A 24,015-nucleotide genomic window follows, 5' to 3' on the forward strand; every position below is an offset into this window, starting at 1 on the left:
GGGAAGGTGGGCTGGACAGCAACTTACTTCTGAGTAAGATAGCCCGCATGGCGATCAACCTGGAGCTCCCGAAGAAGTTCGATTCGGCGGTCGAGCAAGCCCACCTCGCGGCCGAGCACATCTTCCGACCGGTCTCGCGCAAGTACGACAAGGCCGAGCACGAATACCCCAAGGAACTCGACGACCTGGGTGCACTCGCCAAGAAGGCGCGAGAGGCGGCCAAGGAGTCGGACAAGTCGGGTGGAACCGATGCCGATGCGGGCACCGTCAACGGCGCCAACATCCGTGGCGTGCTGCACGGCGTCGAGATGGGTTGGGGCGACGTCGCCCTGATGCTGTCCATCCCGTACCAGGGATTGGGCAACGCCGCGATCTCCGCGGTGGCCACGCCGGAACAGCTCGAGAAGTTCTCCGGTGTCTGGGCGGCGATGGCGATCACCGAACCGAGCTTCGGCTCCGACTCGGCGGCCGTGTCGACGACGGCCACACGCGACGGCGACGATTACGTCATCAACGGCGAGAAGATCTTCGTTACCGCCGGCTCCCGCGCCGACCACGTGGTCGTCTGGGCGACCGTCGACAAGAGTGCCGGTCGCGCCGCGATCAAGAGCTTCGTCGTGCCCCTCGACGCCGACGGCGTGAGCGTGGTGCGTCTCGAGCACAAGCTGGGCATCAAGGCCTCCGACACCGCGGTCCTGCGGTTCGAGAACGCGCGTGTGCCCGCCGAAAACCTGCTCGGCTCACCGGAAGTGGAGACCAAGAAGGCCTTCGCCGGGGTCATGCAGACCTTCGACAACACCCGCCCGGTGGTCGCCGCGATGGCCGTGGGACTCGGCCGGGCCGCGCTCGAAGAACTGCGCAGCCTGCTCGGCGACGCCGGCCACACCATCGACTACGACGCCCCCGCGACCACCCAGCATGCCGCGGTCGCCGAGTTCATCCGGCTCGAATCCGATTGGGAGGCTTCCTGGTTGCTCGCGGTCCGGGCGGCCTGGATGGCCGACAACAAGGAGCCCAACTCCACCGAGGCGTCGATGTCGAAGGCCAAGGCGGGCCGCACCGTCACCGACATCACCAACAAGGCGGTGGAACTCGGTGCGACCGCGGCATTCTCGGAGACCATGCTGCTCGAGAAGTGGGCTCGCGACGCCAAGATCCTCGATATCTTCGAGGGCACGCAGCAGATCCAGCAGCTGATCATCGCCCGCCGCATCCTCGGCAAGTCCAGCGCCGACCTCAAATGACCGACGGGTCCATCGGCCGCCGAGGCGGATGACCGGAAAGCTCAGCGCAGCAAACGTGTTCGCAGCCGGTCCTCGCGGGCCAGCCGTGCGGTGTCGCGTTCGCGTCGTGCTGCCATGACTGCGGCGAGGACATCCTCGGCCGGCGCCTGCGGCGGAGGAGCGGGCGCGACGTACGGCGCGATCGCGAAGATCAGACGCTCCGCGAGAGCCGAGCGCGCCGCCGGATTGTAGCCCTCACGACGATTCAGGAACTGCCGTACCGACACCGCCAACGGGTCCGGGAGAGCGGCGATGTCGGCTGTGCTCGCCCACGGGGCCAGTGGCGGCGGCATCGGGATCGGTTCGGGCAGCGTGATCTTGAATCGTTCGCGGATCACGTATGTGCCGGCGACGAGGTCGCCGACGCGTTTGTTGCGGCGGTTCACCGCCGCGCAGATCATCGCCGGGACACCGAAGAACGTGTAGATCTCGACCACGCCGATCATCGCCCGGGTCAGGGCGTGGCGGAATCGGATCGGGCCGGCGTCGTCGCGCACGGTCCGCAACCCGAGTATCACGTGCCCGAGGGTTCTCCCACGCGTCAGTGTCTCCCACGTCGTCGGCACCGCGGCGAATGCGATCACCGTCGACACCGTGAGGCAGGCGCCGAACAACGCGTCGTCGACGTCATAGGCCAGCTTGAACGACAGGTAGATGCCGAGGATCAACACGAGGTAACCGAGGATCAGATCGATCACCCCGGACAGAATCCGCAGCCCGAACGAGGCGGCAGGCAAGTTGAGGGCGACGGCCTCACCCGACACCTGGTCGTCGCGACCGACGCCGACCGTGCCGACCGCGCCCCGACCCCAGGTGACCGGCGGATACGGCCGCACCGGATAGGTCATCTGCTGCGGATACATGCGCCACACTCTAGGCCACCACGCCGAGAGCGGCGTCGATCAACCGGAACACATCGCCACTCCTCGATCCTCTCGCGTTCTAAGCTGTCGAGGTGGATCTCGATGCCTACGTGAGCGACAAGCGACCGACCTGGGAGCGGCTCGAGCAGCTCACCAAGCGCCGCAGGCTCTCCGGGGCGGAGGCCGACGAACTGATCGACACCTACCAGCGGGTGGCCACGCATCTCTCGGTCATCCGGTCCACCGCTCCCGACGCCTCCCTCGTCGGCTACCTCTCGGCGTTGTTGGCCAAGGCCCGGACCCGGTCTGCCGGTGTCAAGGAGAGCAGTTGGGCGATCGTCGGCCGCTACTTCGGTCGGACGTTCCCCGCGGCGTTGTATGCGATGCGCTGGTGGTGGCTCAGCGTTCTGATCGTGTCGTTCGTCGGGATGTTCGCGATGACGTGGTGGTTCCTGGACCATCCCAGCACCGAGACCGCGTTCGGCAGCCCGGCCGACATCCAACGACTCGTCGACAACGACTTCGCGAACTACTACACCGAGAACGCCGCGACGTCGTTCGCGTTGCGGGTGTGGACCAACAACTTCTGGCTCGCCGCCACCTGTATTGCATTCGGCGTCTTCGGTTTTCCGATCGTCATGGTGGTGTGGAGCAACATCCTCAACGTCGCGGTCACCGCGTCGATCATGATCCGGCACGGCCGCGCCGACGTGTTCTTCGGCTTGATCACCCCGCACGGACTGCTGGAGATGACCTGTCTGTTCGTCTCCGCCGGGGTGGGTCTACGGGTCTTCTGGTCATGGATCGCGCCCGGCCCGAAAACACGGATGCAGTCACTGGCCGAGCAGGGTCGCGCGGCGATCGGCATCGCGCTGGGATTGGTTGTCCTACTGCTGATCACCGGGCTCATCGAGGCGTTCGTGACGCCGTCGGGGTTACCTACCTGGGCACGTATCGGCATCGGCGTGTTCGTCTGGGTGGGTTTCTTCGTCTACGTGTTCACCGCAGGCCGGTGGGCCTACAACGACGGTGAGCGCGGCGACATCCCCGATCCGGATCGCGGGGACGCTGTGCCGGTGGCGGCCTGAGCGGAGTCCTGACCGGAGGAGACCTGCCCAGAGGATTCCTGCCCAGAAGAGTCCTGCCCGGCCGTGGAGTCCGGCGCTCGGTGCCGTCCGACGTAGCCGCCGGACTCCGGTGTCGCGGTGACTGATTCCTCCGGTGTTGGTGTCGGCACCGACGGAGTTGTCGTGGTGGCAGCGGGAGCCGATGTCGGGGTGGGTGTTCCGAGGGCCGAGGATGCGCTTGTCGTCACGGCGTACCCGGTGGCCGCCGGAGCCGCGACGCTCTGACGGGCCGCGGTGCGGGATGCGGTGTTCTCGGCGGATCTCGCGGTGTTCGCGGTGGCAGAGGTCCCGAAGACGCTGCCGATCGTCTGCTGCGCGGCCGGGTCGTCGCCGAGGGCGGTGTAGCCGGTCCGGTTGTATCCCTGATCGACGATCGTCTTGAGCGGACCGTTGAGCTGGTCGGCCACACTGCTCAGGCCCATCATCCGGAGTGGTTCGAGCAGAGGCAGATTCGCGGTCGGCACCAGGACGTAGGTGGTGCCGCCGACGGTCTGGACCAGATTGTTCGGGTCGTCGACGTCGACCCCGGTGTAGTCGGTGTGCACCAGGAAGTAGCCGGCGATCGCGTTGGCCACGGCGAGCCCGTTGAGCGGGTTGTTCGGCCAGTCCGATTCGGCGTCGTACTCGCGGGAGATGTCGATGACGGTATATCCGGTGTCGGTGGGGGTGGCCGACCCGGCACCGGAAGTCGGTGCCAGACCGTTGAGCCCGCGCTGCGGATTGCCGAGGAGCACGAAGGTGAGATCCGATGCCGGCGGGGCCGACGGTGAGGAGGCGGTGTCCTGCAGCCACGACGTGGTGATCATGCCGCCCTGCGAGTAGGCGAAGACGATCTTCTTGCCCGGCGTGGTCGCGATATCCGAGGTGAGGGCCGTGACACCCACTTGCAGTGCGGCACCGCCGATTGCACCGGACGGATAGACCACCACCTGACACGTATTGGGGGAGTGACAGAGTTCGCCTCGGAGCTCCTGTGGCATGGGCGTGCTCACGATGGAGGTGTTGCCGGCGACCGTCAGCACGGTCGACGCCAGGCGAACGTTCGCCGGCGACAACGCTGCCGGGGACACGGCCGCGGCATTGGTCTCATGCCCGGCCGCGAGCGCCGCGGCGATCAGCGAAAGGGCGGCCACCGAGACCGGGGCGTTGAGGTGAGTCGGGCGCAACGGATTTCCCCTCCTGACACGGTCCCCAGCCCGCTCCGACGCTACACGACGACGGTGTGCAGGTGGCGAGTAGCGATGGTTGTCAACCAGATTGGGGCGTCTGACAACCAATGGGAGAGTGAACAGACCGGGTCGGGGAGCACACCGACTGGGTTAGAGCAGACCGCGCGACTTGAGGGTGAGGTAGTGATCGGCGAGTGCCGCCGGCAGACCTGCCGGGTCGGCGTCGACGACGTCGACGCCCAGGCGTGACACCGCCGATTCGGTGCGTCCGCGTAGCGCCAGGGTGCGGGCGGCAGCGGCGGCGTCGTAGATGTCTGCCGCGTCGTCGCGCAGCGCCGCCATCGCGGCGAGCTGCGGGTCACGGACCGATCCGATCACCACCTTGTAGCGCTGCGCCAGCACCGACAGTGGTGCCAGCATCGACTCCTCGATCGCCGCCGGCTCCAGGGGTGTCAACAACACGAGCAGCGCCCGTTGCCGGGTCAGTTTGCTCACCTCGGCGGCCAGCAGCGGCCAATCTGCTTCCAGTAGAGCCGGTTCCAACGCGGCCATCGCGTTGACCAGATCGCCGAGCACGGTGGTGCGCGATGCGCCGACCACGCGCCGGTGGACGACGCGATCACCGGCGATCAGATCGACGCGATCACCGGCGTGCGCGGCGAGGGCGGCGAGCAGCAACGCCGCGTCCATCGCCGCGTCGAGACGCGGGGCATCACCGATGCGGCCCGCGGAGGTGCGCGAGGTGTCCAGCACGATCACGATGTGCCGGTCCTTCTCGGGCTGCCAGGTCCGCACCACCGTCGACCGTCGCCGGGCGGTGGCGCGCCAGTCGATGCTGCGCACGTCGTCGCCGTCGACGTAGTCACGCAGGGAGTCGAACTCGGTGCCCTGTCCACGAATCCGGACCGCCGAGCGGCCGTCGAGCTGACGGAGGCGGGCGAGCCTGGACGGCAACAACTTTCGGGAGTCGAACGGCGGCAGCGCCCGGATGGAGCCGGGTACGACGTATCCCGATTGCCGCCCGGCCAGTCCGAGGGGACCCATCCGTCGTACCGTCACCCGATGTGTGAGCCGATCGCCACGGCGGGTGGGTTGCAGGGACGTCACCAGCTGTTGCTGCTCGCCAGGAGCCAGCGACACCGCGTGCACGGCGTTCGACGCGCCCGCCGATGGCTGCCACGAATCGTTGATTCGCGCCCGGAACCGGCGGGCGGTCACGTTGTGCGCCATCAGAACCGAGCTCCCGATCTCACCGAGGCGGATGGGCGCCGACGGAAGCCGGTAGAGCCGAAGGGTTCTCGTCGATCCGGCGGCGACGACGTCGGCGACCATGAGGATCACACATCCCAGGACCCACAGCAGGGCCACCCAATAGCGCGGGTAGGCGATCACCGGGATCGCGCCCGCCACCACGAGCGCGAAGAAGCGGCCGGTGAGCACCATCAGCGCGGCACGGGCACCGAGGCGATGGCGGCGTCGAGGACTGCCGCCACCGACACACCTTCGAGTTCCGCCTCCGGCCGTAGCGAAAGACGATGTGCCAGCGTCGATTGGGCGAGCGCCTTGACGTCGTCGGGCGTGACGAAGTCGCGTCCGCCCAGCCACGCCCACGCCCGGCTGGTGGACAGCAGGGCGGTGGCGCCGCGCGGGCTGACCCCGAGTGCCAGTGACGGTGAGGTCCGGGTGGCGCGGGCGATGTCGACGATGTAGGCCGCCACCTGCGGGGCGACCGCAACGTGGCGGACGGCATCGGCGGCGGCGACGATGTCGGCCGCGGAGGCCACCGGCCGCAATCCGGCCGCGCCGAGGTCCTTGGGGTCGAATCCCGCGGCATGCCGTGCGAGCACGGTGATCTCGTCGTCACGGGGTGGTACCGGCAGGGTCACCTTGAGCAGAAACCGGTCGAGCTGGGCCTCCGGCAGTGGATAGGTGCCCTCGTATTCGACGGGATTCTGGGTCGCGGCCACCAGAAACGGGTCGGGGAGCGGGCGGGGCACACCGTCGACCGAGACCTGCCGCTCCTCCATCGCTTCGAGCAGCGACGCCTGCGTCTTCGGCGGTGTCCGGTTGATCTCGTCTGCCAGAAGGAGATTGGTGAACACCGGTCCGGGGCGGAAGGTGAACTCGGAGGTGGCGTTGTCGAAGATCAGCGAGCCGGTGACGTCACCGGGCATCAGATCGGGAGTGAACTGCACGCGTTTGGTGTCCACGGACAACGCCGACGCGACCGACCGCACCAGCAACGTCTTCGCCACGCCCGGAACACCTTCGAGAAGGATGTGGCCGCGGCACAGCAGGGCGATGAGGATGCCGGCGACCGCCGGGTCCTGACCCACGACGGCTTTGGCTACCTCTCCACGCACCGCGCTCAGCGCGGCGCGCAGATCTCGCGGCGGGGTGTCGACGGGGGAGTATGTGGCCGAAGCGGGTGTCTCGGGATTCATGGTCTGCGGAGGACTTCCTTGTCGAGGGCGGTCAGGGCGTCGGTGAACCGAACCAGGTCGGGATCGGTGGTCGGCAGCGGGCCGGCGAGTAGGTTTTTCACCTGCGCCGGGTCCCGGCCGGTGGCGTCGGCGACGGCCGAGATGATCGAAGCCAGAGCAGGATCCGTCGCATGTGTGTCGGCGTCGGGTTCGTCGAGGGAATCGAGAGCATGGCCGGGGTCGTACGGCAGTCCCAGATAGCCGGCGATCCCGGCGATGGTGTGCACCCGCAGCACGGCCGCCGCGCGATCGGCGGCCCCGGCCCTGCGGTACATGCGGCCGCGTGACCGGGTGGTCTCGATGGCCTTGACGACGGCAGGCAACGGCTCGGTCGCCAGCGGTCCGAAGCGGCGTCCCCGCCAGAGGATCAGCGCCAGCACCGCGAAGAACGCCAGCAGGAACAGCGGCCCGACGGCGCGCGGGAACACCGATGGAGAGCTGTGCTGGTCGGAGTTCGAACTCTGATCCGGCACCGTGTCGTCGCGTTGCGGGACGTACCAGAGGACGTGGTCGGTGGTGGCAATGGTGCGTATCGCGACACCGGAGTTGTCGTAGCGCGCCAGATTCTGGTTGAGGGTCATCGGGGCGGTCATCGCCACCACCGGCGGGCCGCCCGGCTCTGCGGCAATGCTGACCAGATTGGCGCCGCCGCCCTGACGGCGTGAGAAGCATGGGGTCACACCCGTCGTGGAATCCAGCCCGCCGGTGAAGCCGTTCGACGAATCGGAGGTGACGAGGTCGGAGGGCGATATGCCGTCGAGGGTGCAGTCGGCCTTGCTCACCGGTAGAAGGCTCTCGCTGTAGGAGGTGCTGACCTGCGCGGTGAAGGCGGCGAGCAATGAATACGACGGATCGATCAGGACGACCCGATGCGCCGACCGCACCCGGTCGAAGATGGCTTCGGCGACGTCGGTGGAGATCACCGTCTCTCCGCTGATGACCACGGTGGTGTCGGAACCCGGGGCCGAAGTCGCACGCAGGCTGTCGAGACCGCGTACTACCGAGACATCAACGCCGTGGTCGTCGATGATGGACGCGAGTGCGCTCGTTCCGGCGCCGCCACGATTGCCGGGATCGAGCGGGGTGGTGTTCGACGAGCGGCTACCGGCCGCCGACACCAGTGCGAGCACGGCGAGTACGAGGACCACCGCGACGGCGACACCGCCGATCACCCACCACACCCAGCGGTGTGATCGCGTGCGTCCGGGGCCCGGAGTGCCCGAGCTCGAATTCGCTTGTCCACCGGTCTTCTCGAGTGCCGACGTGGTGTTCGGTGCGCTCATCGTGGCACCGCATACGTTGCGCCGGAATCGTTGCCCCGCGCCGCGGACGGCCGCGCCGAATCCAGTTCGGTCTCGAGGGTCAGCAGTCGTCGGGCCTCGTCGGCGGTCGCCGATGCATGACCGTACGCGACCCTGTCGAACAGGTCGGCGGCCGCGCCCAGATCGGTTGCGTGGTCGGCGAACACCGGGCGCAGCCGGGTCGCGACCTCGTGTGCGGTCAGCGACGGCAGATCGTCGAGCACGGTGCGCTCGATGCTGCGTCGGGTCAGAGCGCGCATCGCGAAGACGACGGCGCCGTTCGTGTCCCCTTCTGCGAGCAGCGATTCGGCGCGGGCTCGCAGAGTGCGCGCCGATGACGGGTCATCGGACAACACACTGCGATCGACGTCGGCAACAGCACGCGGGGTACGGCGCATGAATCGGATGCCGTAGATCAGCAGGGCGACCACCACGAGTGCCGCGATGATCGCGATGATGCCCGGCACGGTCTTGCCCGCACCCACCACATCGAGTAGGCGATCGGTGATCCAGCGTCCGATGTCGTCGCCGAGCCGGTCGGCGGCGCTGGGCCCCGATCCGCGCGAATCCGACCACGCATCGCGGGCCCACTCGCGGGCCTCGTCGTTGCCCGGCGTCAAGCCGTCGGCCAGCACGGTCAACGTGGCGCCCACGGCACACCTCCTCCGGACGACGACTGGTCCAGCTCGATATCGAAGCCCTCCTTGCGGATTCGGGCATCGACATGCATCAGTGCCGACGCCACCGCGATCAACGGCTGCACGAGCGCTGCGACGATCACAGCCAGCACGATGGCGACGACACCGCCGAACACACCACCACCGATTCTGGTCACTGAGTCGACCATGTACGACAGTACGACCTCGATGACCACGCTGATGAGGTTCAGTAAGAGGGCCACGGCAAAGTAGCGGCCGAACGAGCGTCGGGTGAGTGAGACCGAACGCGCCAGGGCGACAACGGGACCCAGCCCCTCGACGGCAGCCGCGGGCACCGACAGCGACATCCGGATGTAGAGCCACGAGTATCCGAGCACCAACACCGCGGTGACCATCAGCACCGCGACGAGCGTACCGACGTCCGCCGAATCGAGACCGAGCTCGATCAGAACCAGGGCAGGAACGAAGCACACGAGGGTCACCAGCCCGAGAAGCGCTGTGCTGCCCAGGATTCGCCACATCGAACCGCGCGCGAACCGCCACGACTCGACCCAACCCGAGCGGGCACCCATGACATCGCGCGCGACCGGGTAGGCCACCAAGCCGGCAAGTATCCATCGCCCGACCCACGCGGCGTCCGATATCGCGTCTGGCCCGCCGGCCAGCCATGCTGCCGCATCGAAGAGTCCCGACTCGCTCACCATCCGGACAACCACCAGGACCAGCAGGCCGCAGACCGTGACGATCGCACTCACCACCGCCGACCACCCGAAGTAGACGCGCGGATTACCGAAGATCGCCGCGAACGTGCCGCTGATCAGATCGCCGACGTTCAGCGGACGCAGCGGGATGATGCCCGGCTTGTGCGTCGGCGGCGGACCGAAGTGACCCGGCACGTACCCGGGATTCTGCGACGCGGCACCCGGCTGCCCACCGACCGCAGCCCCCCACAGCGGGCCGGTGGTCGGCGGAGACGGTGGTGTCGGCGTCGATGTCCATTCGTCGGCCGCGCCGGACGGCGCAGGTGCATCGTGGCCCGCTCGCTCCGCTCCCGGCGCCACCGCATCGTGGCCCGCTCGCTCCGCTCCCGGCGCCACCGCATCGTGGCCCGCTCGCTCCGCTCCCGGCGCCACCCACCCCTGGTCCCGAGAGCCGTCTCCCGGTGGCTGGGTCATGGGGCTCCCTCGACGAACCGATGATCGCGTCCGCGCCGTCGTCGGACACACAGTGTGTGCGCGAACCTATCAAATTCGGGATGTCCGATGCTGTGCGGACAGCTGTGGGTATCGGTTGTCCGGATGACCGAAGAACCCATTCCGGGCGCTGTACGCCGCTGCTATCGTCAAACAAGAACACGTTCTAATTCTTGAGCAGAGGGGACACTCGATGAGCGTCGAGCAGGACAGCAGTGCGCAGGACACCGACAGGGCGCAGGCCCGGATCACCGAGGTCGTCGAGAACTACATCGACTTCCTGACCAACGGCACCGCCGAGCAGATCGCCGACCTCTATGCACCCGACGCGACCGTCGAGGACCCGATCGGCGCCGACGTCCGCAACACCCGCGAGCAACTCGTCGAGTTCTACTCGATCATCACCAACATGGACGAGCGCACCGCGACGCTGAAGTGGAAGAAGATCGCCGGCGACACCGCGGTCTTCGAGTTCACCCTCGTCACCGGCACCTCCGGCATGCGCTTCGAGATCACCCCGGTCGACATCATGGTTTTCGACGCCGACGGCAAGATCGCCTCGATGCGAGCGGTGTGGCAACCCGCCGATCTCGTCCAGCTCTGAGACCAGCTCTGAGACACCATCCCGTGTGAGGTTGAGCCCGGAAACCGGGCACAACGTCACACTGATCGGCGGTCATCGCCCCGTCGGCCGCAGCACGATCTCGGCGGGATGGGCATCGGCGGGCGTCGCGATGGCATGGACGACCGCCGACGCGACGGTCTCCGGCTTGAGGAACTGACCCGGGTCGTACTCCTTGCCCTCGATCGCGATCAGGTCGCGCTGCATGTCGGTGTCGATCCGACCGGGGAAGACCGACGTGACCCGCAACGACGGTTCCTCGAGCCGCAACGCGTCGGCGAGCGCGCGCAACCCGAACTTGCTCGCCGCATAGGCGGCCCAGCCCGGATTGGCGCGCAGGCCCGCACCCGAGTTGATGAAGACGACGTGACCGCGCGCCGCACGCAGCGCCGGGAGCAGGACGCGGGTCAGCTCCGCCGCCGCGACGAGATTGACCTCGAGGACATGACGCCATTCTTCGACGGGAGTCTCCCCGACCGGCAACAGACTGCTCCCGACACCCGCGTTGTGCACGAGCACATCCAGCGACGAGATGGCCTCCGCGGCCGCCGCCACCTCCTCGTGATCGGTCAACTCGACCGCAAACGTTGATGCGCGGTTGGCATGCGGCCCGCTCGCTTCGCTCCCGGCGCCGTGACTATTCGGCCCGCTCGCTTCGCTCCCGGCGCCGTCCAATTCGATGGCCAGCGCGTCGAGCTCAGCCGATGGTCGTCCGCCCAACAGCAGATCGTGGGTCGGGGCAAGCTGACGGGCGATGGCGGCGCCGAGGCCGCGACTGGCCCCGGTGATCAATGCGGTGGGCATGAGCCGAGCTTAGAACCCGGCGTCGCGTTGTCCGCCGATCCTCATCCGGCGCCGATGAGCACGGCGGGGCAGAATCTCCGCATGGCGCGCAACGGTTTCACCCCGACCCAGCTCGCGGCTCGTGCCGCGTATTTGCTGCGCGGCAACGACCTGGGCACGATGACCAGCGCCGCCCCCCGCCTGTACCCGCACATGTGGAGTTGGGATGCGGCGTTCGTCACCGTGGGACTGGCGCCGCTGTCGGTGGAACGCGCGGTCATCGAGATGGACACGCTGCTCTCGGCGCAGTGGTCCAACGGGATGATCCCGCACATCGTGTTCGCCAATGGCCGCGACGGCTACTTCCCCGGACCCCGACGCTGGGAGTGCGCGCGCCTGGCCGAGTGCGCGCCCGACTACCCCGACACCTCCGGGATCACCCAGCCGCCCGTGCACGCGATCGCTGTGCAACGCATCCTCGACCACTCGCGACGCCACGGTCGCACCACCCGCTCGATGGCCAACGAGTTCATCGACCGGCGGTGGGGCGCCCTGGTGCGCTGGCATCGCTGGCTCGCGCACGCCCGTGACCCCAACGGTCGTGGGCGGATCACGATTTATCACGGGTGGGAGTCCGGGATGGACAACTCCCCACGCTGGGACAAGCCCTACGCGGGCGTGACCCCCGGCGACGATCTCCCCCCGTACCAGCGCGCCGACCTCGACCACGTCACCGACCTGTCGATGCGACCCACCGATCACGAGTACGACCGCTATATCTGGCTGGTCGAGGAGATGAAGCGCGCCAACTATGACGACGAGTTGCTCCCCAAGGTGATGAGTTTCGCCGTGGAGGACGTCTTCGTCAGCGCCATCTTCTCGCTGGCCTGCGACGTGCTGGCGACCATCGGCGAGGATTACTCCAAACCGCGGTCCGACGTCCGGGACCTTCGGGCCTGGGCCGATCGTTACCGGACCGGTGTGGCCGCGGCGTCCAACGAACGTAATGGCGCAGCAAGGGATTTCGACCTCCGGGCCGACAGGTGGATCACCACCGAGACGATCGCGCAGTTCGCGCCGCTGCTGTGCGGCGGGTTGTCGCGCGAGCAGGAACGCGCACTGCTCCGCCTGTTCGACGGGCCGCGGTTCTGCGGACATCCGGACCTGCGTTACGCCGTACCCCCGTCGACGTCGCCGATCTCCGCGGACTTCCGGTCGCGCGAGTACTGGCGCGGCCCGGTCTGGCCGGTGATGACGTGGTTGTTCAGTTGGGCGTTCGCGCGTCGGGGCTGGCCCGAGCGGTCGGCGCGACTGCGCGAGGAAGGTCTGCGTCAGGCCACCGACGGCGCCTTCGCCGAGTACTACGAACCCTTCACCGGCGAACCGCTCGGCAGCATGCAGCAGAGTTGGACCGCCGCGTCGGTGCTGGATTGGTTGGACTGACACACACCAGCGACACACGACGACCGCCCACCCGGTGGGTGAGCGGTCGTGGATGAGAACGGGTCTGAGTACTTCAGTACTCCTCGGCCCCGACGAGCACCGCTTCTTCGGCCACCTCGTGGGATTCGGCGCCGGTGGTGCGGACGAAGCTCACCGCGATGACGGCGACCACACAGTAGGCGGCGGCGAACCACCAGGGCGCGGCCGTCGAGGAGAACCACTCGGCGAGATGTGCGACGAGGACGGCGGCCACCGCCGCACCGGCCCACCGCAGGAACGAGTAGCCGGCGCTCGAGACCGACCGCGGTGTCGAGCCGTCACCCGATCCCATCGCGACACCGGTGAACAGCGTGTTGAGCACACCGGACGGAATACCCGACAGGACGACGGCGAGGCCGATCAGCCACACGTGACCGGTGAACGTGCCGACGCCGGCCAGTGCCATCACCACGGCGTACGCGGCGATTGCCGACATCACTCCACCACGCTGACCGAGCGCCTCGGCGATGCGCGGCGCGACGAAGACACCGGCCAGTGCGGTGAGCAGACCCCATCCGAAGAAGATCAATCCGGCCCAGATGGGCTTGAGCCCCATGGCAATCGGCGCCCAGGCGATGACGGTGAACAGAGCGCCGGTGTAGAAGGCGGAGCCGATCGAGGTGATCAGCAATGTACGGTTGCGCAGCGCCTTGATGGGATCGAGGATCGCCACCGGCTCACGGGACGTGCGCGGCCCGTCGGCGGGGAGCATCACCGCGCACAGGATGGCGCCGATCAGCATGAGGATCGCGGTGCCACCGAACGGTGCACGCCAGGTCCACGTGCCGAGGATCGCCCCGAGCAATGGTCCGACGGCCAGGCCGACGCCCAATGCGGCCTCGTACAGCATGATCGCGCCGTGCGTGGAGCCCTTGGCCGAGCTCACGATGAAGGCGAGTGCGGTGGCGATGAACAGCGCGTTGCCCAGTCCCCAGATCACCCGGTAGGCGATCAGCTGGTCGATGCCGCCGGCGAACGCGGAAATGGCCGCGGCGATGACGATGAGTGAAAGCCCTACGGTCAGAGTGCGTTTCGGGCCGAAGCGGTACGCAGACCAGCCGGTGATCAGCATCGCGACGCACTGCACGCCGACGTACACGCCGAAGAGCAGGGTCAGCTTGTCCGGCGGCGCGTTGAGCGCCTCGGCGATGCTGTTGAGGATCGGGTCGACCAGGCCGATCCCCATGAACGCGATGACCGCGGCGAACGCGGTCACCCAGACGGTACGGGGTTGGGCGGCGAAGGTGGCGAGCAGTGAGTGGTCGTCGGATGTGGCTGTGGCAGCCGGTGTTCGGGTGGTCATTGATCTCCTCGCTGACGTGTCGGAACGGTGCCCTCGAGCACTTCGTGCAGCGCTCGCAGGGCCGGTGCGGCGGCGGCCAGCGCGGCGCGGTCGTCGTCGGAGAGTTCGGCGATGGCGTGGGCGAGCACGTCATCGCGCTGTTCGCGAACCCGTTGGAGTACCGCCCGGCCGTGGTCGGTCAGTGAGACCAGCACGGCGCGGCGATCGGTGGGATCGGGTTCGCGGAGGGCCAGCCCGTTGCGGATGAGACCGTCGACGAGGCTGGTGGCGGTGGGCATGCGGATGGATTCGCGGGCGGCGAAGTCACCCATGCGCATCGGTCCGTGGTCGAGCAGGGTCGCCAGGCCGGAGGCCTGAGCCGACGAATACTCGGGTATCGGTGTGTGGCGTCGCAACATCAGGTACAGACGGGTCAGGGCCGGGCGAATGGCCCGGGCTTTGGAGGCGGAGTCCTGATGCGTGGCGGTCACGCTTCGTAAGTCTAATACTTAGAGATACGAAATAAAAGCGGTGGGTACTGTGACCTGTGTGACCCGACGCAAAAAGAAGTTCTCCGAACTGTCCCCACGGTCGCGGACCGCGATCCGCGTCGGAGCATTCGCGCAGATCGCGCTGCAGGCGGCGGCACTGTGGGATCTGTCCCGCCGTCCGTCGGCCGAGATCCGCGGAACCAAACGGGCATGGGTGGCCGCGTCCTTCGTGAATTTCCTCGGCCCCATCGCCTATTTCGTCTGGGGCCGTGACGTCAGGCGTTGACGCCGATCGCGCCTCCGTCGCGCCACACCGCCACCACCGAGGGCCGCGGTTGTGAGTTCCCGCCGTCGGGCCAGTGCGACATCGGGTTGTCCGCGGAGTGGTCGTCATCCTCGCCCGGATGCTGCACGCACACCACGACGCGGTCGTCGGTGATGATCGGTCCGCACGTCTCACCGCCGGCCGGCACGGTGAGGAACTGCTTGGTCTCGCCGCGCCGAGGTCCGTCGAGTGCGACCGCGAAGAGACCGTCGTTGCTGTCGAGGGCGTTGCCGTCGGTGGAGATCCACAGGTTGCCATGCGGATCGAAGGCCACATTGTCCGGGCATGAGATCGGGCTCACCGCGGTCTTGTCGAAGCCCGCGTAGTAGGTGTCGGCCTCGGCCGGATCCCCGCACACCAGAAGCAGATTCCAGGTGAACTCGGTCCCCGCATGGTCGTCGTCGATCTCGATGACCTGACCGTTCTTGTTCTCGTTGCGCGGATTGGCGGTGTCGGCGGCGGCCTTGCCCTTGGTGCCGCGCTTGGTGTTGTTGGTCAGCGCGCAATACACCTTGCCGGTCTGCGGATGCGGCTCGATGTCCTCGGGACGGTCCATCTTGGTGGCACCGGCCTTGTCGGCGGCGACCCGGGTGAACACCGCCACCTGCTGCGGCGTCATGCCCTCGACATGGGAAGTGGCCGAACCGTTCTCGTCGACGGTCAGCAGCTTGTGCCAGCGGCCGGTGCCGGTGAACCCGCCGTCGGGTACCCGGCCGCTGCCGTCGATCTGCTCGGGATGATCGCCGGTGAAGCTCGCGACGTAGAGGGTGCCCTCGTCGAGGATGCGTAGGTTCGCCGCACGCGCGGTCTTCGAGCGTCCCTCGGTGACCTTGCGGCTCGAGACGAATTTGTAGATGTACTCGAAGCGTTCGTCGTCGCCGCTGTAGGCGACGACGGTGCCGGCATTCGAACCACCCTGCACCACATGGATGGTCGCCGACTCGTGCTTGAGCCGGCCCAGCGCACTGTGCTTGATCGGCGTCGATGCCGGGTCCTGCGGATCGACCTCGACGACATAACCGAACCTGTTGGCCTCGTTGGGTTCCTGCGCGAGGTCAAAGCGTGTCTCGTAGCGACCCCACTGGTGATAGTCGGCGTCGTCGGCGAACGAGTAGCGCTCGAGATTCTCGACGGCGGCGGGTTCGGTCACCCGACTCGCGTTGGAGAAGTAGTTGTTGAAGTTCTCCTCACCGGAGAGCATCGTGCCCCACGGCGTGATGCCACCGGAGCAGTTGCCGATCGTGCCGAGCACGGTCGTCCCCGCCGGGTCCGCCGACGTGCGAACGTACTCGCTGCCGGCCGCCGGCCCGGTCAACCGGAACGGGGTCGACGCGGTGATACGCCGATTGCGTTCCCCCACAACCGGAGTCAACGCACCCGAGCGGGGGACCGCGGCCACCTCGACGACGGTGATCCCGTGCGCGGCCATCGAGATGCGGGCCTGTTGCTCGGTCGGCTCCTTGGGCACGTACCCGCGGAACATGAACTCCTCGGTGGTGTACTCCTGGTTCACCACCAGATAGAAGTGGTGGGGCGCGCCGGCACCACCGTTGACGCCGTCGATCGGGATCAGCCCGGCGAAGTCGTTGTTGAAGCCGAACTGCATGGACTGCGCCTGCGGCGTCTGGTTGTCGAAGTCGAAGGCGGGTGCACCGGGCAGCACCGGGTCACCCCACCGGATCACCACCTGCTGGCGATACCCGTCCGGGATCACCACCGCGTCGGTGGTGTTCGGGGCCACCGGCGCGAAATCCATGCCGGGCCGCGGCGACGCCGACGAGGTGCTCGCCGCGTCGTCACCGCAGGCCGCGAGTAGCGAGGTGGCCGCGACGCTGCCCGCCACCACGGCCGACCCCTTGAGGAATCCGCGTCGAGACACCCCGGCGCGCACGATGTCTCGGAAGTAGGCGTTGTCGCTGGTGTTGCCGGGCTCGTGCCAGCAGGCCTCGCCGCACTTGTATCGGCAGGTGATCCGGGCGCGCGCAGAGGTGCCGACGCCGGCACCACGGGCGGCATCGTCTGCGGAGGTGAACAGCTGCAACGGAATACGCACGAGGAAGACCTCCGGAACTGGGGTGGACGACGAGTGTCCGCAAAGGGCTGTTTGCGAACCTTGTCAGAGAAGTAGGGAGGCCGGTGGAACCGGCGGCGATCTCCGGGTGAACACGGGGCGAACAGCCGGTGCGCGCTCGCACGGCGAGGTGCGCCGCACCGGACTATCGTGACGCGGATGATCGGCGAACCGGGCATCTTCACCCCCGACCAGACCACCGAACTCGCGCACTTCTATCACGCGAACGGGTACGCGACGCTGCGCGGACTACTCGACGCCGAGGGAATCGCCGCGATCGAACGCGAGTGTGTTTCGGCTCAGGACAAGGTGGTTCGTGGTGAGCTCGACGACCGCTACGGTTCGACGGTGTTCCTCGACGACGCATCGAAGGCGCAGCGATTCGCCAACTACGTCGAGTACGTCAACGAACTCGCCCCGTCGGTGCCCGCCCTCCTGGCCGACGAGGCGTTGCTCGCCGCGGTCCGGGCGTCGATCGGTGAGAACGCGTGGCTGCGTTCCGACGACGGGTTCGGCGTGGTCTATCAAGACGCCCGCCCGGGCCGCGAGTCGGGGTACTCACGGATCGGCTGGCATTCGGACTGGCAGGCCAGCCCCAGCATGGACATCTGGCCGTCGGCGGCCTTCACCATCCACATCGACGCCACCTCGCCGGCCAACGGCTTCCTCCGCGTGGTGCCCGGCAGTCATCGCTGGGCCACACCCGCACCGTTTCGCAACATCAACAACGTCGAGGTGCCGCCGACCGCGGTGCCCGCCCGCGGATGGACCGACACCGCACCGCCGTTCGCGATGCCGCTCGGTTTCGAGAAGGTGCCCGGCGAGATCGGTGTCTACCTCGAGCGCGGAGACGTCCTGCTGCACGACGGATACCTGTGGCATTCCGCGGCGCGCGCCACCGACGACGACACCACCCGCCGGCATGTGCGCGGCGGGTTCTTCGCCGGGACCCGGCCACCCGTCGGCGCCCCGGCCGAGTTCGTCAAGAACGCCGCCCGCTGAAACCCCGTGCCGCTGAAGCCCTGTGCTGCTGAACCGCACGACGTCACCGATCGGCCGCCGGGCTCAGAACCGACCGCCGACCCCGATCCGGCCGGAACTCGACGACCCGCCGAACGACCCGGGACTGCGCCCACCACTGGTGTAGCCGCCCCCGAAACCACCACCACCGAAACCGCCACCGCCGCGCATCGTCCCGCGCAAGAAGCTGTCGACCAGAATGCCACCGAGAACCGCTCCGGCCGTCGATGATCCGTGCGCGCGCGGTTGCTGACCCTGCTGCCACCCGACCACGTCACCCTGTGCGGCCATCAGCGCCTGATCGGCCAGCGAGCCCGCGCGCCGGGCCGCATCGGCGGCCGCGAGGGGATCGGTGGCGCCGGTGTTCTGCGCGCTGGCCAGCAATCGCTCGGCCTCGGAGAGGCGGGTCCGCGCGACCGACTGCACCGCACCGCGTCGGGTGCCGATGAAATCGCGTGCCGCCGACACCTTGGCCTGCGCCGATGTCAGTGCGGCACCGAGCATCTCGGACCGTCTGGTGCGTTCGGCGGCAGCCCCGCGCGCGGTGTCGAGAGCCTTGTCCAGCGCGGCGTCGGCGTCGACGAGCGCGGTGAACACGCCGAGCGGGTCGGCGTCGAATCCGGTGCGCGCGGACTGCAGGGCCGTGGTCGCCGTCGCGACCGCCGACGCCAGCTCCGGCCCGCCGTCGGCACCGAGCTGCGTGGCCTCGGCCAGCTCTCCCTCGACCTCGGTGATCAGTGCCGGCATCCGGGAGTGCGCGGCGGCGATGTTGCCCTCGGCGTTGTCGATGGCGTCGAGCAGGTGGGTCGCCTGGGTGATCGCGCCCTCGGCGGCGCGGATGTCGGCGACCGCCGGACCCTGTTCGCCGGCCGGCCGGGCGATCGCCTCGCGACCCTGATCGGCGCTGCGCTCGGCGAATCCGATCTCCTGACGCGCCAGCTCCACGTTGTGCAGGATCGAGGCGCACTGCTGCGCACCGTGGCGAGCGACGAGTGCCTCGAGCTGCCGGGCCGAGGCGTCGGCGCGGGTACGCAGATCGACCAGCCGCCGGGTGATCTCGTCGAACCGGGCGTCGGCGTTGATCAGCAGGTTGCGCATCTCGTCGAACGCGGCCACCTGCGCGTCGAGCGCGCCGTCGGCGTCGGTGCAGGCGGTGATGATCTGCAGCAGCATCGATCGTTGCTCGTCGGGTGTCTCGGGGATGTTGTCGTCGAGACGCTGCCGCACCGTGAACGACGCCGCCAGCGCCTCACGCGCTCGCGCCACCGCAGCGGTGAACGGAGCGGTCTGCGCCTCACCGAACTCCCCAACCGCGAGCCGCAATTCCTCCTCGCTGGTGCGGATCGCGTTGTCGGTGTCGGTGAGCACCTCCCGCGACCACGGGTCGAGCACATCGAGCGGTTGCGCGGCCAACTGGTCGACGGTCAGTTCTTGCTCCCGCAGCGTCTCGAGCCCGCTGTCGAGGGCGCGGCGCTTGCGTCGACGGGAGTAAACCCACATCCCACCCGCCCCGACGACGGCGACACCGGCCACCGAGCCGGCGACGATCAGCCCGGTGTGCGACGGGGTGAGGGCATCGGAGAGGCCATCGGCGGCAGCGACGCCGGCGCCCGGAAAGTTGCCCTTCTTGAGAGCGGGGACGACGTCGCCGGTGGCGATGTCGGACAGGTTCGACTGGGTCACCCCGTCAACGGAACCGATGGTGCCGAGCCAATAGGCGCGATCCTCGGTGGCGACGGCGAGCAACACCTCGTGATCGTCGAGCCCGCTGAGTTCGGCGGCCTTGCGACCCCACTGCTCCGGGGTCTGACCGTCGAAATTCTTGACGTAGACCACCCACAGCTGAACGCTGTGATCGTTGTACAGGTTGTCGGTCGCGGTCTGGATCTGGGTGCGCTGATCGACCGACAGGACGCCGGCCGGGTCGGAGATCGGCTCGGGCAGCCGGCTCGGCGGCTCCGCGTGGGCGGCGCCCGTCCCGAGCAGAAGCGGCCCGAACAGGACGGCAGCGAGAAGCATCACCGCCGCAAACCCGAAGGTGGTCGGCGAGACACGCCCCGATGATCGCATCGCGTGCCGGGTCTGCCCCGGCGATCCCGAACACAGCATGACACTCAATCTAGGGCATCAGTGCGCAGGTTACGGCGAGGTGAGGTGCGTCGGGCGACGACCGACTTGCCCGTAATGCGGCCCACCGCCGGTGGCAGGTCGCCGGTATTGCCGGGGTCGGCGGGTCCGGGCTTGCGCGCAGCGCGCTTCGGTGCCAACCTTGCTTCGCAAGGTGCGCTTGTTCGCTGAGGCTCCTTCGCGGAAACAGGCCAGCGACCCCGAACGTCGAGAGACGCCAAGGGTCAGGACAGATTCATTCGGATCAAGGGTGAGTCCCGATTGGCTCCCGTCGTCGTACGGGTGACGCCGCGAAGTGCCAAAGGTCTGACGAGGAGACGTAGGAGGTGGGCACATGAGTGACGGCCCGTCTATATCCGGTACCCGGCGCTGACACGGGTACCACCCCCCATTGATCAACTGACTCTTCCGGCTGCCCGCCGGTTCGTTGTCGTGCCCGCGTAGCCGCACGACCGATCCGACGCGGCCGTTCACTGCTGTGCCATCGGGTGGCTGACGCCCGAGGAGTCCACTGTGCCAACGGCACTGGCCCGCCAATGGCACCTCTCACCAATGACACTGTCCGCGAAAGGCTTTCAGACATGACCACAGTATTGCGTCGGGGTGCGCCGCCGACCGCCGGGCGCCCCGAGCGGGTGCGTCCGCGCGCCTGGCCCGCCGACATCCTGGTACTCGTCGGGGCCGCGGCCCTGATCTGGTGCATCATCACCCTGGCCCACGCCATGGGCGCACCCGCCGACTTGGCCGGTGCCCCTTCGTCGATCGACACCGATCCCGCGAAACTTCCCTACTACGCGGCACGTTCGCTTCTCCGGATGTTCATCGGCCTGGGGTTGTCGATCGTGTTCACCCTCGTGTACGCGACGCTGGCGGCCCGGTCGCGGCGCGCGCGGACGGTGCTGTTGCCGATTCTCGATATCCTGCAATCGGTTCCGATCCTCGGCTTCCTGTCGGTGACCGTGACGTTCTTCGTCGCCCTGTTCCCCGGATCGGAGCTCGGCCTGGAGTGCGCCTCGATCTTCGCGATCTTCACCTCGATGGCCTGGAACATCACGTTCGCGTTCTACCAGTCGCTCGTCAGCCAGCCCCGCGATCTCACCGAGGCCGCGGTGAACCTGAGAATGACTCGTTGGCAACGATTCTGGCGGCTCGACGTGCCCAGCGGCCTGATCCCGATGGTGTGGAACGCAATGATGAGCTTCGGTGGTGCGTGGTTCTTCCTCACCGCGTCGGAGGCGGTCACCGTCGGCGGCAAGTCCTACGCGCTGCCGGGGATCGGCGCCTATGTCGCCTCGGCGTCGGATGCCGGTCAGCTGTTCCGGATCTGGTGGGCGATCCTGACGATGGTGATCGTCGTCGTCGCCCTCAACGCGGTGTTCTGGAGCCCGCTGACCGCCTGGGTTGAGCGGTTCCGCATCGAGAACTCGGCATCGGGCGTGGAACCCAAGTCGGTGATGCTCTCGCTGCTGCGCCGATCGAACGCCGGCCGGGCCGCGGGCATCGTGTTCGCGCCGGTGTCCGCGTTCCTCGATCGGGTCTGCGGATTCCTCGGTGGCCGTACGCAACCGGTGACCACGACCACCGTGACCCGCCGCCGCACCGGTGACGTCATCTTCGTCGTCGCGGTGCTCGCGGTCCTGGTCTACACGACGTGGCGGGTGGTCGAATCGATCGCGGCCTGGGCCGATCTCAGCACCGTCGGCAGCGTGTTCGCCATGGGTCTGGCGACCATGGCGCGCGTGGTGGTGCTGATGATCGTCGCCAGCGCGATCTGGGTGCCGATCGGTGTGATCATCGGACTCAACTCGAGGCTGACCCGGATGCTGCAGCCGGTGGTGCAGGTGTGTGCCAGTTTCCCGGCGAACTTCCTGTTTCCCATGGTGATGGCCGTGTTCATCGCCTGGCACATTCCGCTGAACATCGGCGGCATCGTCCTGATGGCCCTCGGCACGCAGTGGTACATCCTGTTCAACGTGATCGCCGGGGCGGGCGCGATCCCCAACGATCTGCTCGAGGCGTCCCGCGACATGCGGCTGCCCCGGGTGTTGCGTTGGCGATATGTGTTGCTGCCGGGCATCTTCGCCAGTTTCGTCACCGGCGGCATCACCGCGGCCGGCGGGGCGTGGAACGCCTCCATCGTCGCCGAATTCGTCAGTTACAACGGCACCGACCACCATGCCTACGGGCTGGGCAACTACATCGCCGAACAGACCGCGTCGTCGGCGCCGGGACACACCGCGCTGCTGTTGCTGGGCATCGTCGTGATGTGTCTGTTCGTCGTCGCCACCAACGCCGCCTTCTGGCGCCGGCTCTATGCCCTTGCCGAGCGCCGCTACTCACTGTGAAACTGCTTGCGAAAGAGGAATTCCCATGACCGTCACCATCACCGACGAGAAGACCCGAGGTGCCATCGTGCCCGCGCCCCTGATCGAGATCAGCGGACTGACCAAGAGTTTCGACGGCGCGCGGGGCGACGTGCTGACCGTGCTCGACGGCATCGACCTCCGTATCGAACCCGGTGAGATCGTCGCCCTGCTCGGACGTTCCGGCTCGGGCAAGTCGACGCTGCTGCGTATCATCGCCGGGCTGATCCCGGCCAGCACCGGATCGGTACTCGCCAACGGCAAGGAGTTGTCGGGGGCCAACGCCTCGACGGCCATGGTCTTCCAGTCGTTCGCGCTGATGCCGTGGCTGACGGTGCAGGCCAACGTCGAGCTCGGGCTCGCCGCGCTCGGTGTGAGCCCCGACGAGCGGCGTCGGCGGGCCTTGGCCGCCATCGACACCATCGGACTCGACGGCTTCGAATCCGCCTACCCGCGTGAGCTTTCCGGTGGCATGCGGCAACGCGTCGGATTCGCGCGGGCGCTCGTACTGCAGCCGGACCTACTGCTGATGGACGAGCCGTTCTCCGCCCTCGACGTGCTGACCGCGGAGAACCTGCGCAACGAGTTGATCGATCTGTGGACCGGATCGGACTTCCCGACCAAGAGCATCTGCATCGTGACCCACAACATCGAGGAGGCGGTGCTGCTCGCCGACCGCGTCGTCGTCCTCGGTTCCAAGCCCGGCCGCATCATCCACGAGGCACGAGTGCCGATGCCCCGGCCCCGGGATCGGGAGTCGCCGCAGTTCGTGTCGTTGGTCGACGAGCTGTACGGGGTGCTCACCGGGCGGTTCGACCCCAACGGGTCGGTGACCGAGCCGAATGCCGTTGCCGTCGAGGCGACCCCGGTGAACCGGCCGCTGCCCGCCGCGTCGGTCGGCGGGATCGCCGGACTCATCGAGATCCTCGTCGCGCAAGGTGGTGACGCCGATCTGCCCGACCTCGCCACCACCCTCAACTTCGAGATCGACGACCTCCTCCCGCTCGTCGACGCCGCGGTGCTGCTCGGCCTGATGGAGGCCCGGGACGGTGACCTGCACATCACCGACGTCGGCACGCGGTTCGACGGCGCCAGCATCCAGGACAGCAAGGAGATCTTCGCCACCCAGGCCAGCACGCGGGCGCCGTTGGTACGCACCATCATCCGCGCCCTGCGCAGCAGTGCCGACGGCAAATTGCGGGCTGGGTTCTTCCTCGACCTGCTCAGCCGCGGCTTCGGCACCGTCGACGCCGAACGGCAGTTCGCGATCGCCGTGGACTGGGGACGCTACGGGGAGATGTTCGACTACGACTCGGACTCCGACCAGGTCTCGCTCGATCCGGCGTTCAAGGGGTGAGTGCCCATTGCGCC

20 protein-coding genes and 1 riboswitch are annotated in these 24,015 nt (G+C 67.9%); of the genes, 8 read left to right on the forward strand and 12 right to left on the reverse strand.

The window, feature by feature from the left end:
- Positions 1 to 47 precede the first annotated feature (47 nt).
- Positions 48 to 1,244, forward strand: coding sequence for an acyl-CoA dehydrogenase family protein (locus tag QNM97_RS24070; protein WP_283820644.1), 1,197 nt, complete (start codon positions 48 to 50; stop codon positions 1,242 to 1,244).
- Between the two features lie 41 nt (positions 1,245 to 1,285).
- On the opposite strand, the gene QNM97_RS24075 is transcribed toward QNM97_RS24070, so the two are convergent.
- Positions 1,286 to 2,155 carry an RDD family protein gene (locus QNM97_RS24075; RefSeq protein ID WP_283820645.1) on the reverse strand — a complete coding sequence of 290 codons (870 nt, stop codon included), beginning with the start codon at positions 2,153 to 2,155 and terminating at the stop codon, positions 1,286 to 1,288.
- A gap of 83 nt (positions 2,156 to 2,238) precedes the next feature.
- Between QNM97_RS24075 and QNM97_RS24080 the strand changes: the two genes are divergently transcribed.
- Positions 2,239 to 3,234: a stage II sporulation protein M gene (locus QNM97_RS24080; RefSeq protein WP_208793388.1), complete on the forward strand. Its 996-nt coding sequence runs from the start codon at positions 2,239 to 2,241 to the stop codon at positions 3,232 to 3,234.
- Here QNM97_RS24080 and QNM97_RS24085 read toward each other — a convergent pair.
- The 6 genes from QNM97_RS24085 to QNM97_RS24110 all read right to left on the reverse strand — a co-directional run bounded on the left by QNM97_RS24085 (position 3,165) and on the right by QNM97_RS24110 (position 10,060).
- On the reverse strand, positions 3,165 to 4,439 hold the full coding sequence (locus tag QNM97_RS24085; protein ID WP_283820646.1) for a PE-PPE domain-containing protein: 1,275 nt from the start codon (positions 4,437 to 4,439) through the stop codon (positions 3,165 to 3,167). The two genes, QNM97_RS24080 and QNM97_RS24085, sit on opposite strands and share 70 nt — an antisense overlap.
- A 153-nt stretch (positions 4,440 to 4,592) precedes the next feature.
- Positions 4,593 to 5,885: a DUF58 domain-containing protein gene (locus tag QNM97_RS24090; protein WP_283820647.1), complete on the reverse strand. Its 1,293-nt coding sequence runs from the start codon at positions 5,883 to 5,885 to the stop codon at positions 4,593 to 4,595.
- Complete coding sequence (locus tag QNM97_RS24095; protein WP_283820648.1) at positions 5,885 to 6,886, reverse strand: AAA family ATPase; 1,002 nt, start codon at positions 6,884 to 6,886, stop codon at positions 5,885 to 5,887. Before QNM97_RS24095 ends, QNM97_RS24090 begins: the two co-directional genes overlap by 1 nt.
- Complete coding sequence (locus QNM97_RS24100; protein ID WP_283820649.1) at positions 6,883 to 8,208, reverse strand: DUF4350 domain-containing protein; 1,326 nt, start codon at positions 8,206 to 8,208, stop codon at positions 6,883 to 6,885. The genes QNM97_RS24095 and QNM97_RS24100 overlap by 4 nt, the downstream gene beginning before the upstream one ends.
- Positions 8,205 to 8,879: a DUF4129 domain-containing protein gene (locus tag QNM97_RS24105; RefSeq protein ID WP_283820650.1), complete on the reverse strand. Its 675-nt coding sequence runs from the start codon at positions 8,877 to 8,879 to the stop codon at positions 8,205 to 8,207. The genes QNM97_RS24100 and QNM97_RS24105 overlap by 4 nt, the downstream gene beginning before the upstream one ends.
- A complete protein-coding gene (locus QNM97_RS24110) occupies positions 8,864 to 10,060 on the reverse strand; it encodes a hypothetical protein (protein ID WP_283820651.1) in 1,197 nt (398 codons plus the stop codon). Before QNM97_RS24110 ends, QNM97_RS24105 begins: the two co-directional genes overlap by 16 nt.
- A gap of 211 nt (positions 10,061 to 10,271) precedes the next feature.
- Between QNM97_RS24110 and QNM97_RS24115 the strand changes: the two genes are divergently transcribed.
- A complete protein-coding gene (locus QNM97_RS24115; RefSeq protein ID WP_283820652.1) occupies positions 10,272 to 10,682 on the forward strand; it encodes a nuclear transport factor 2 family protein in 411 nt (136 codons plus the stop codon).
- Positions 10,683 to 10,754: 72 nt separating this feature from the next.
- On the opposite strand, the gene QNM97_RS24120 is transcribed toward QNM97_RS24115, so the two are convergent.
- A complete protein-coding gene (locus QNM97_RS24120) occupies positions 10,755 to 11,504 on the reverse strand; it encodes an SDR family oxidoreductase (RefSeq protein ID WP_283820653.1) in 750 nt (249 codons plus the stop codon).
- An 81-nt stretch (positions 11,505 to 11,585) separates the two neighbouring features.
- Here QNM97_RS24120 and ggh point away from each other — a divergent pair, with 81 nt between their 5' ends.
- Complete coding sequence (gene ggh / locus QNM97_RS24125) at positions 11,586 to 12,926, forward strand: glucosylglycerate hydrolase (RefSeq protein ID WP_006368013.1); 1,341 nt, start codon at positions 11,586 to 11,588, stop codon at positions 12,924 to 12,926.
- A 73-nt stretch (positions 12,927 to 12,999) separates the two neighbouring features.
- Here the strand turns inward: ggh and QNM97_RS24130 are convergent, their stop codons facing one another.
- On the reverse strand, positions 13,000 to 14,268 hold the full coding sequence (locus QNM97_RS24130; RefSeq protein ID WP_283820654.1) for an MFS transporter: 1,269 nt from the start codon (positions 14,266 to 14,268) through the stop codon (positions 13,000 to 13,002).
- Positions 14,265 to 14,738, reverse strand: a complete 474-nt coding sequence (locus QNM97_RS24135; RefSeq protein ID WP_283820655.1) for a MarR family winged helix-turn-helix transcriptional regulator — start codon at positions 14,736 to 14,738, stop codon at positions 14,265 to 14,267. The genes QNM97_RS24130 and QNM97_RS24135 overlap by 4 nt, the downstream gene beginning before the upstream one ends.
- 58 nt (positions 14,739 to 14,796) lie before the next feature.
- On the opposite strand from QNM97_RS24135, the gene QNM97_RS24140 reads away from it, so the two are divergent.
- Positions 14,797 to 15,024 carry a PLDc N-terminal domain-containing protein gene (locus QNM97_RS24140; protein WP_283820656.1) on the forward strand — a complete coding sequence of 76 codons (228 nt, stop codon included), beginning with the start codon at positions 14,797 to 14,799 and terminating at the stop codon, positions 15,022 to 15,024.
- On the opposite strand, the gene QNM97_RS24145 is transcribed toward QNM97_RS24140, so the two are convergent.
- Entirely contained in the window at positions 15,014 to 17,116 is a 2,103-nt protein-coding gene (locus QNM97_RS24145) for a PhoX family protein (RefSeq protein ID WP_283820657.1), read from the reverse strand. The two genes, QNM97_RS24140 and QNM97_RS24145, sit on opposite strands and share 11 nt — an antisense overlap.
- 177 nt (positions 17,117 to 17,293) lie before the next feature.
- Between QNM97_RS24145 and QNM97_RS24150 the strand changes: the two genes are divergently transcribed.
- Positions 17,294 to 18,136, forward strand: a complete 843-nt coding sequence (locus QNM97_RS24150) for a phytanoyl-CoA dioxygenase family protein (RefSeq protein ID WP_283820658.1) — start codon at positions 17,294 to 17,296, stop codon at positions 18,134 to 18,136.
- 63 nt (positions 18,137 to 18,199) lie between these two features.
- Here the strand turns inward: QNM97_RS24150 and QNM97_RS24155 are convergent, their stop codons facing one another.
- Positions 18,200 to 20,263, reverse strand: coding sequence for a TPM domain-containing protein (locus tag QNM97_RS24155; RefSeq protein ID WP_283820659.1), 2,064 nt, complete (start codon positions 20,261 to 20,263; stop codon positions 18,200 to 18,202).
- Between the two features lie 170 nt (positions 20,264 to 20,433).
- Positions 20,434 to 20,606, forward strand: a riboswitch (M-box (ykoK) riboswitch).
- A gap of 256 nt (positions 20,607 to 20,862) precedes the next feature.
- Between QNM97_RS24155 and QNM97_RS24160 the strand changes: the two genes are divergently transcribed.
- Both QNM97_RS24160 and QNM97_RS24165 read left to right on the forward strand, forming a co-directional pair.
- Complete coding sequence (locus QNM97_RS24160; protein WP_283820661.1) at positions 20,863 to 22,626, forward strand: ABC transporter permease; 1,764 nt, start codon at positions 20,863 to 20,865, stop codon at positions 22,624 to 22,626.
- A gap of 25 nt (positions 22,627 to 22,651) precedes the next feature.
- Positions 22,652 to 24,001: an ABC transporter ATP-binding protein gene (locus QNM97_RS24165; RefSeq protein ID WP_283820662.1), complete on the forward strand. Its 1,350-nt coding sequence runs from the start codon at positions 22,652 to 22,654 to the stop codon at positions 23,999 to 24,001.
- The last annotated feature ends 14 nt before the right edge of the window (positions 24,002 to 24,015 follow it).

It is taken from the genome of Gordonia sp. L191, assembly GCF_030077625.1.
Lineage (GTDB): Bacteria > Actinomycetota > Actinomycetes > Mycobacteriales > Mycobacteriaceae > Gordonia > Gordonia polyisoprenivorans_A.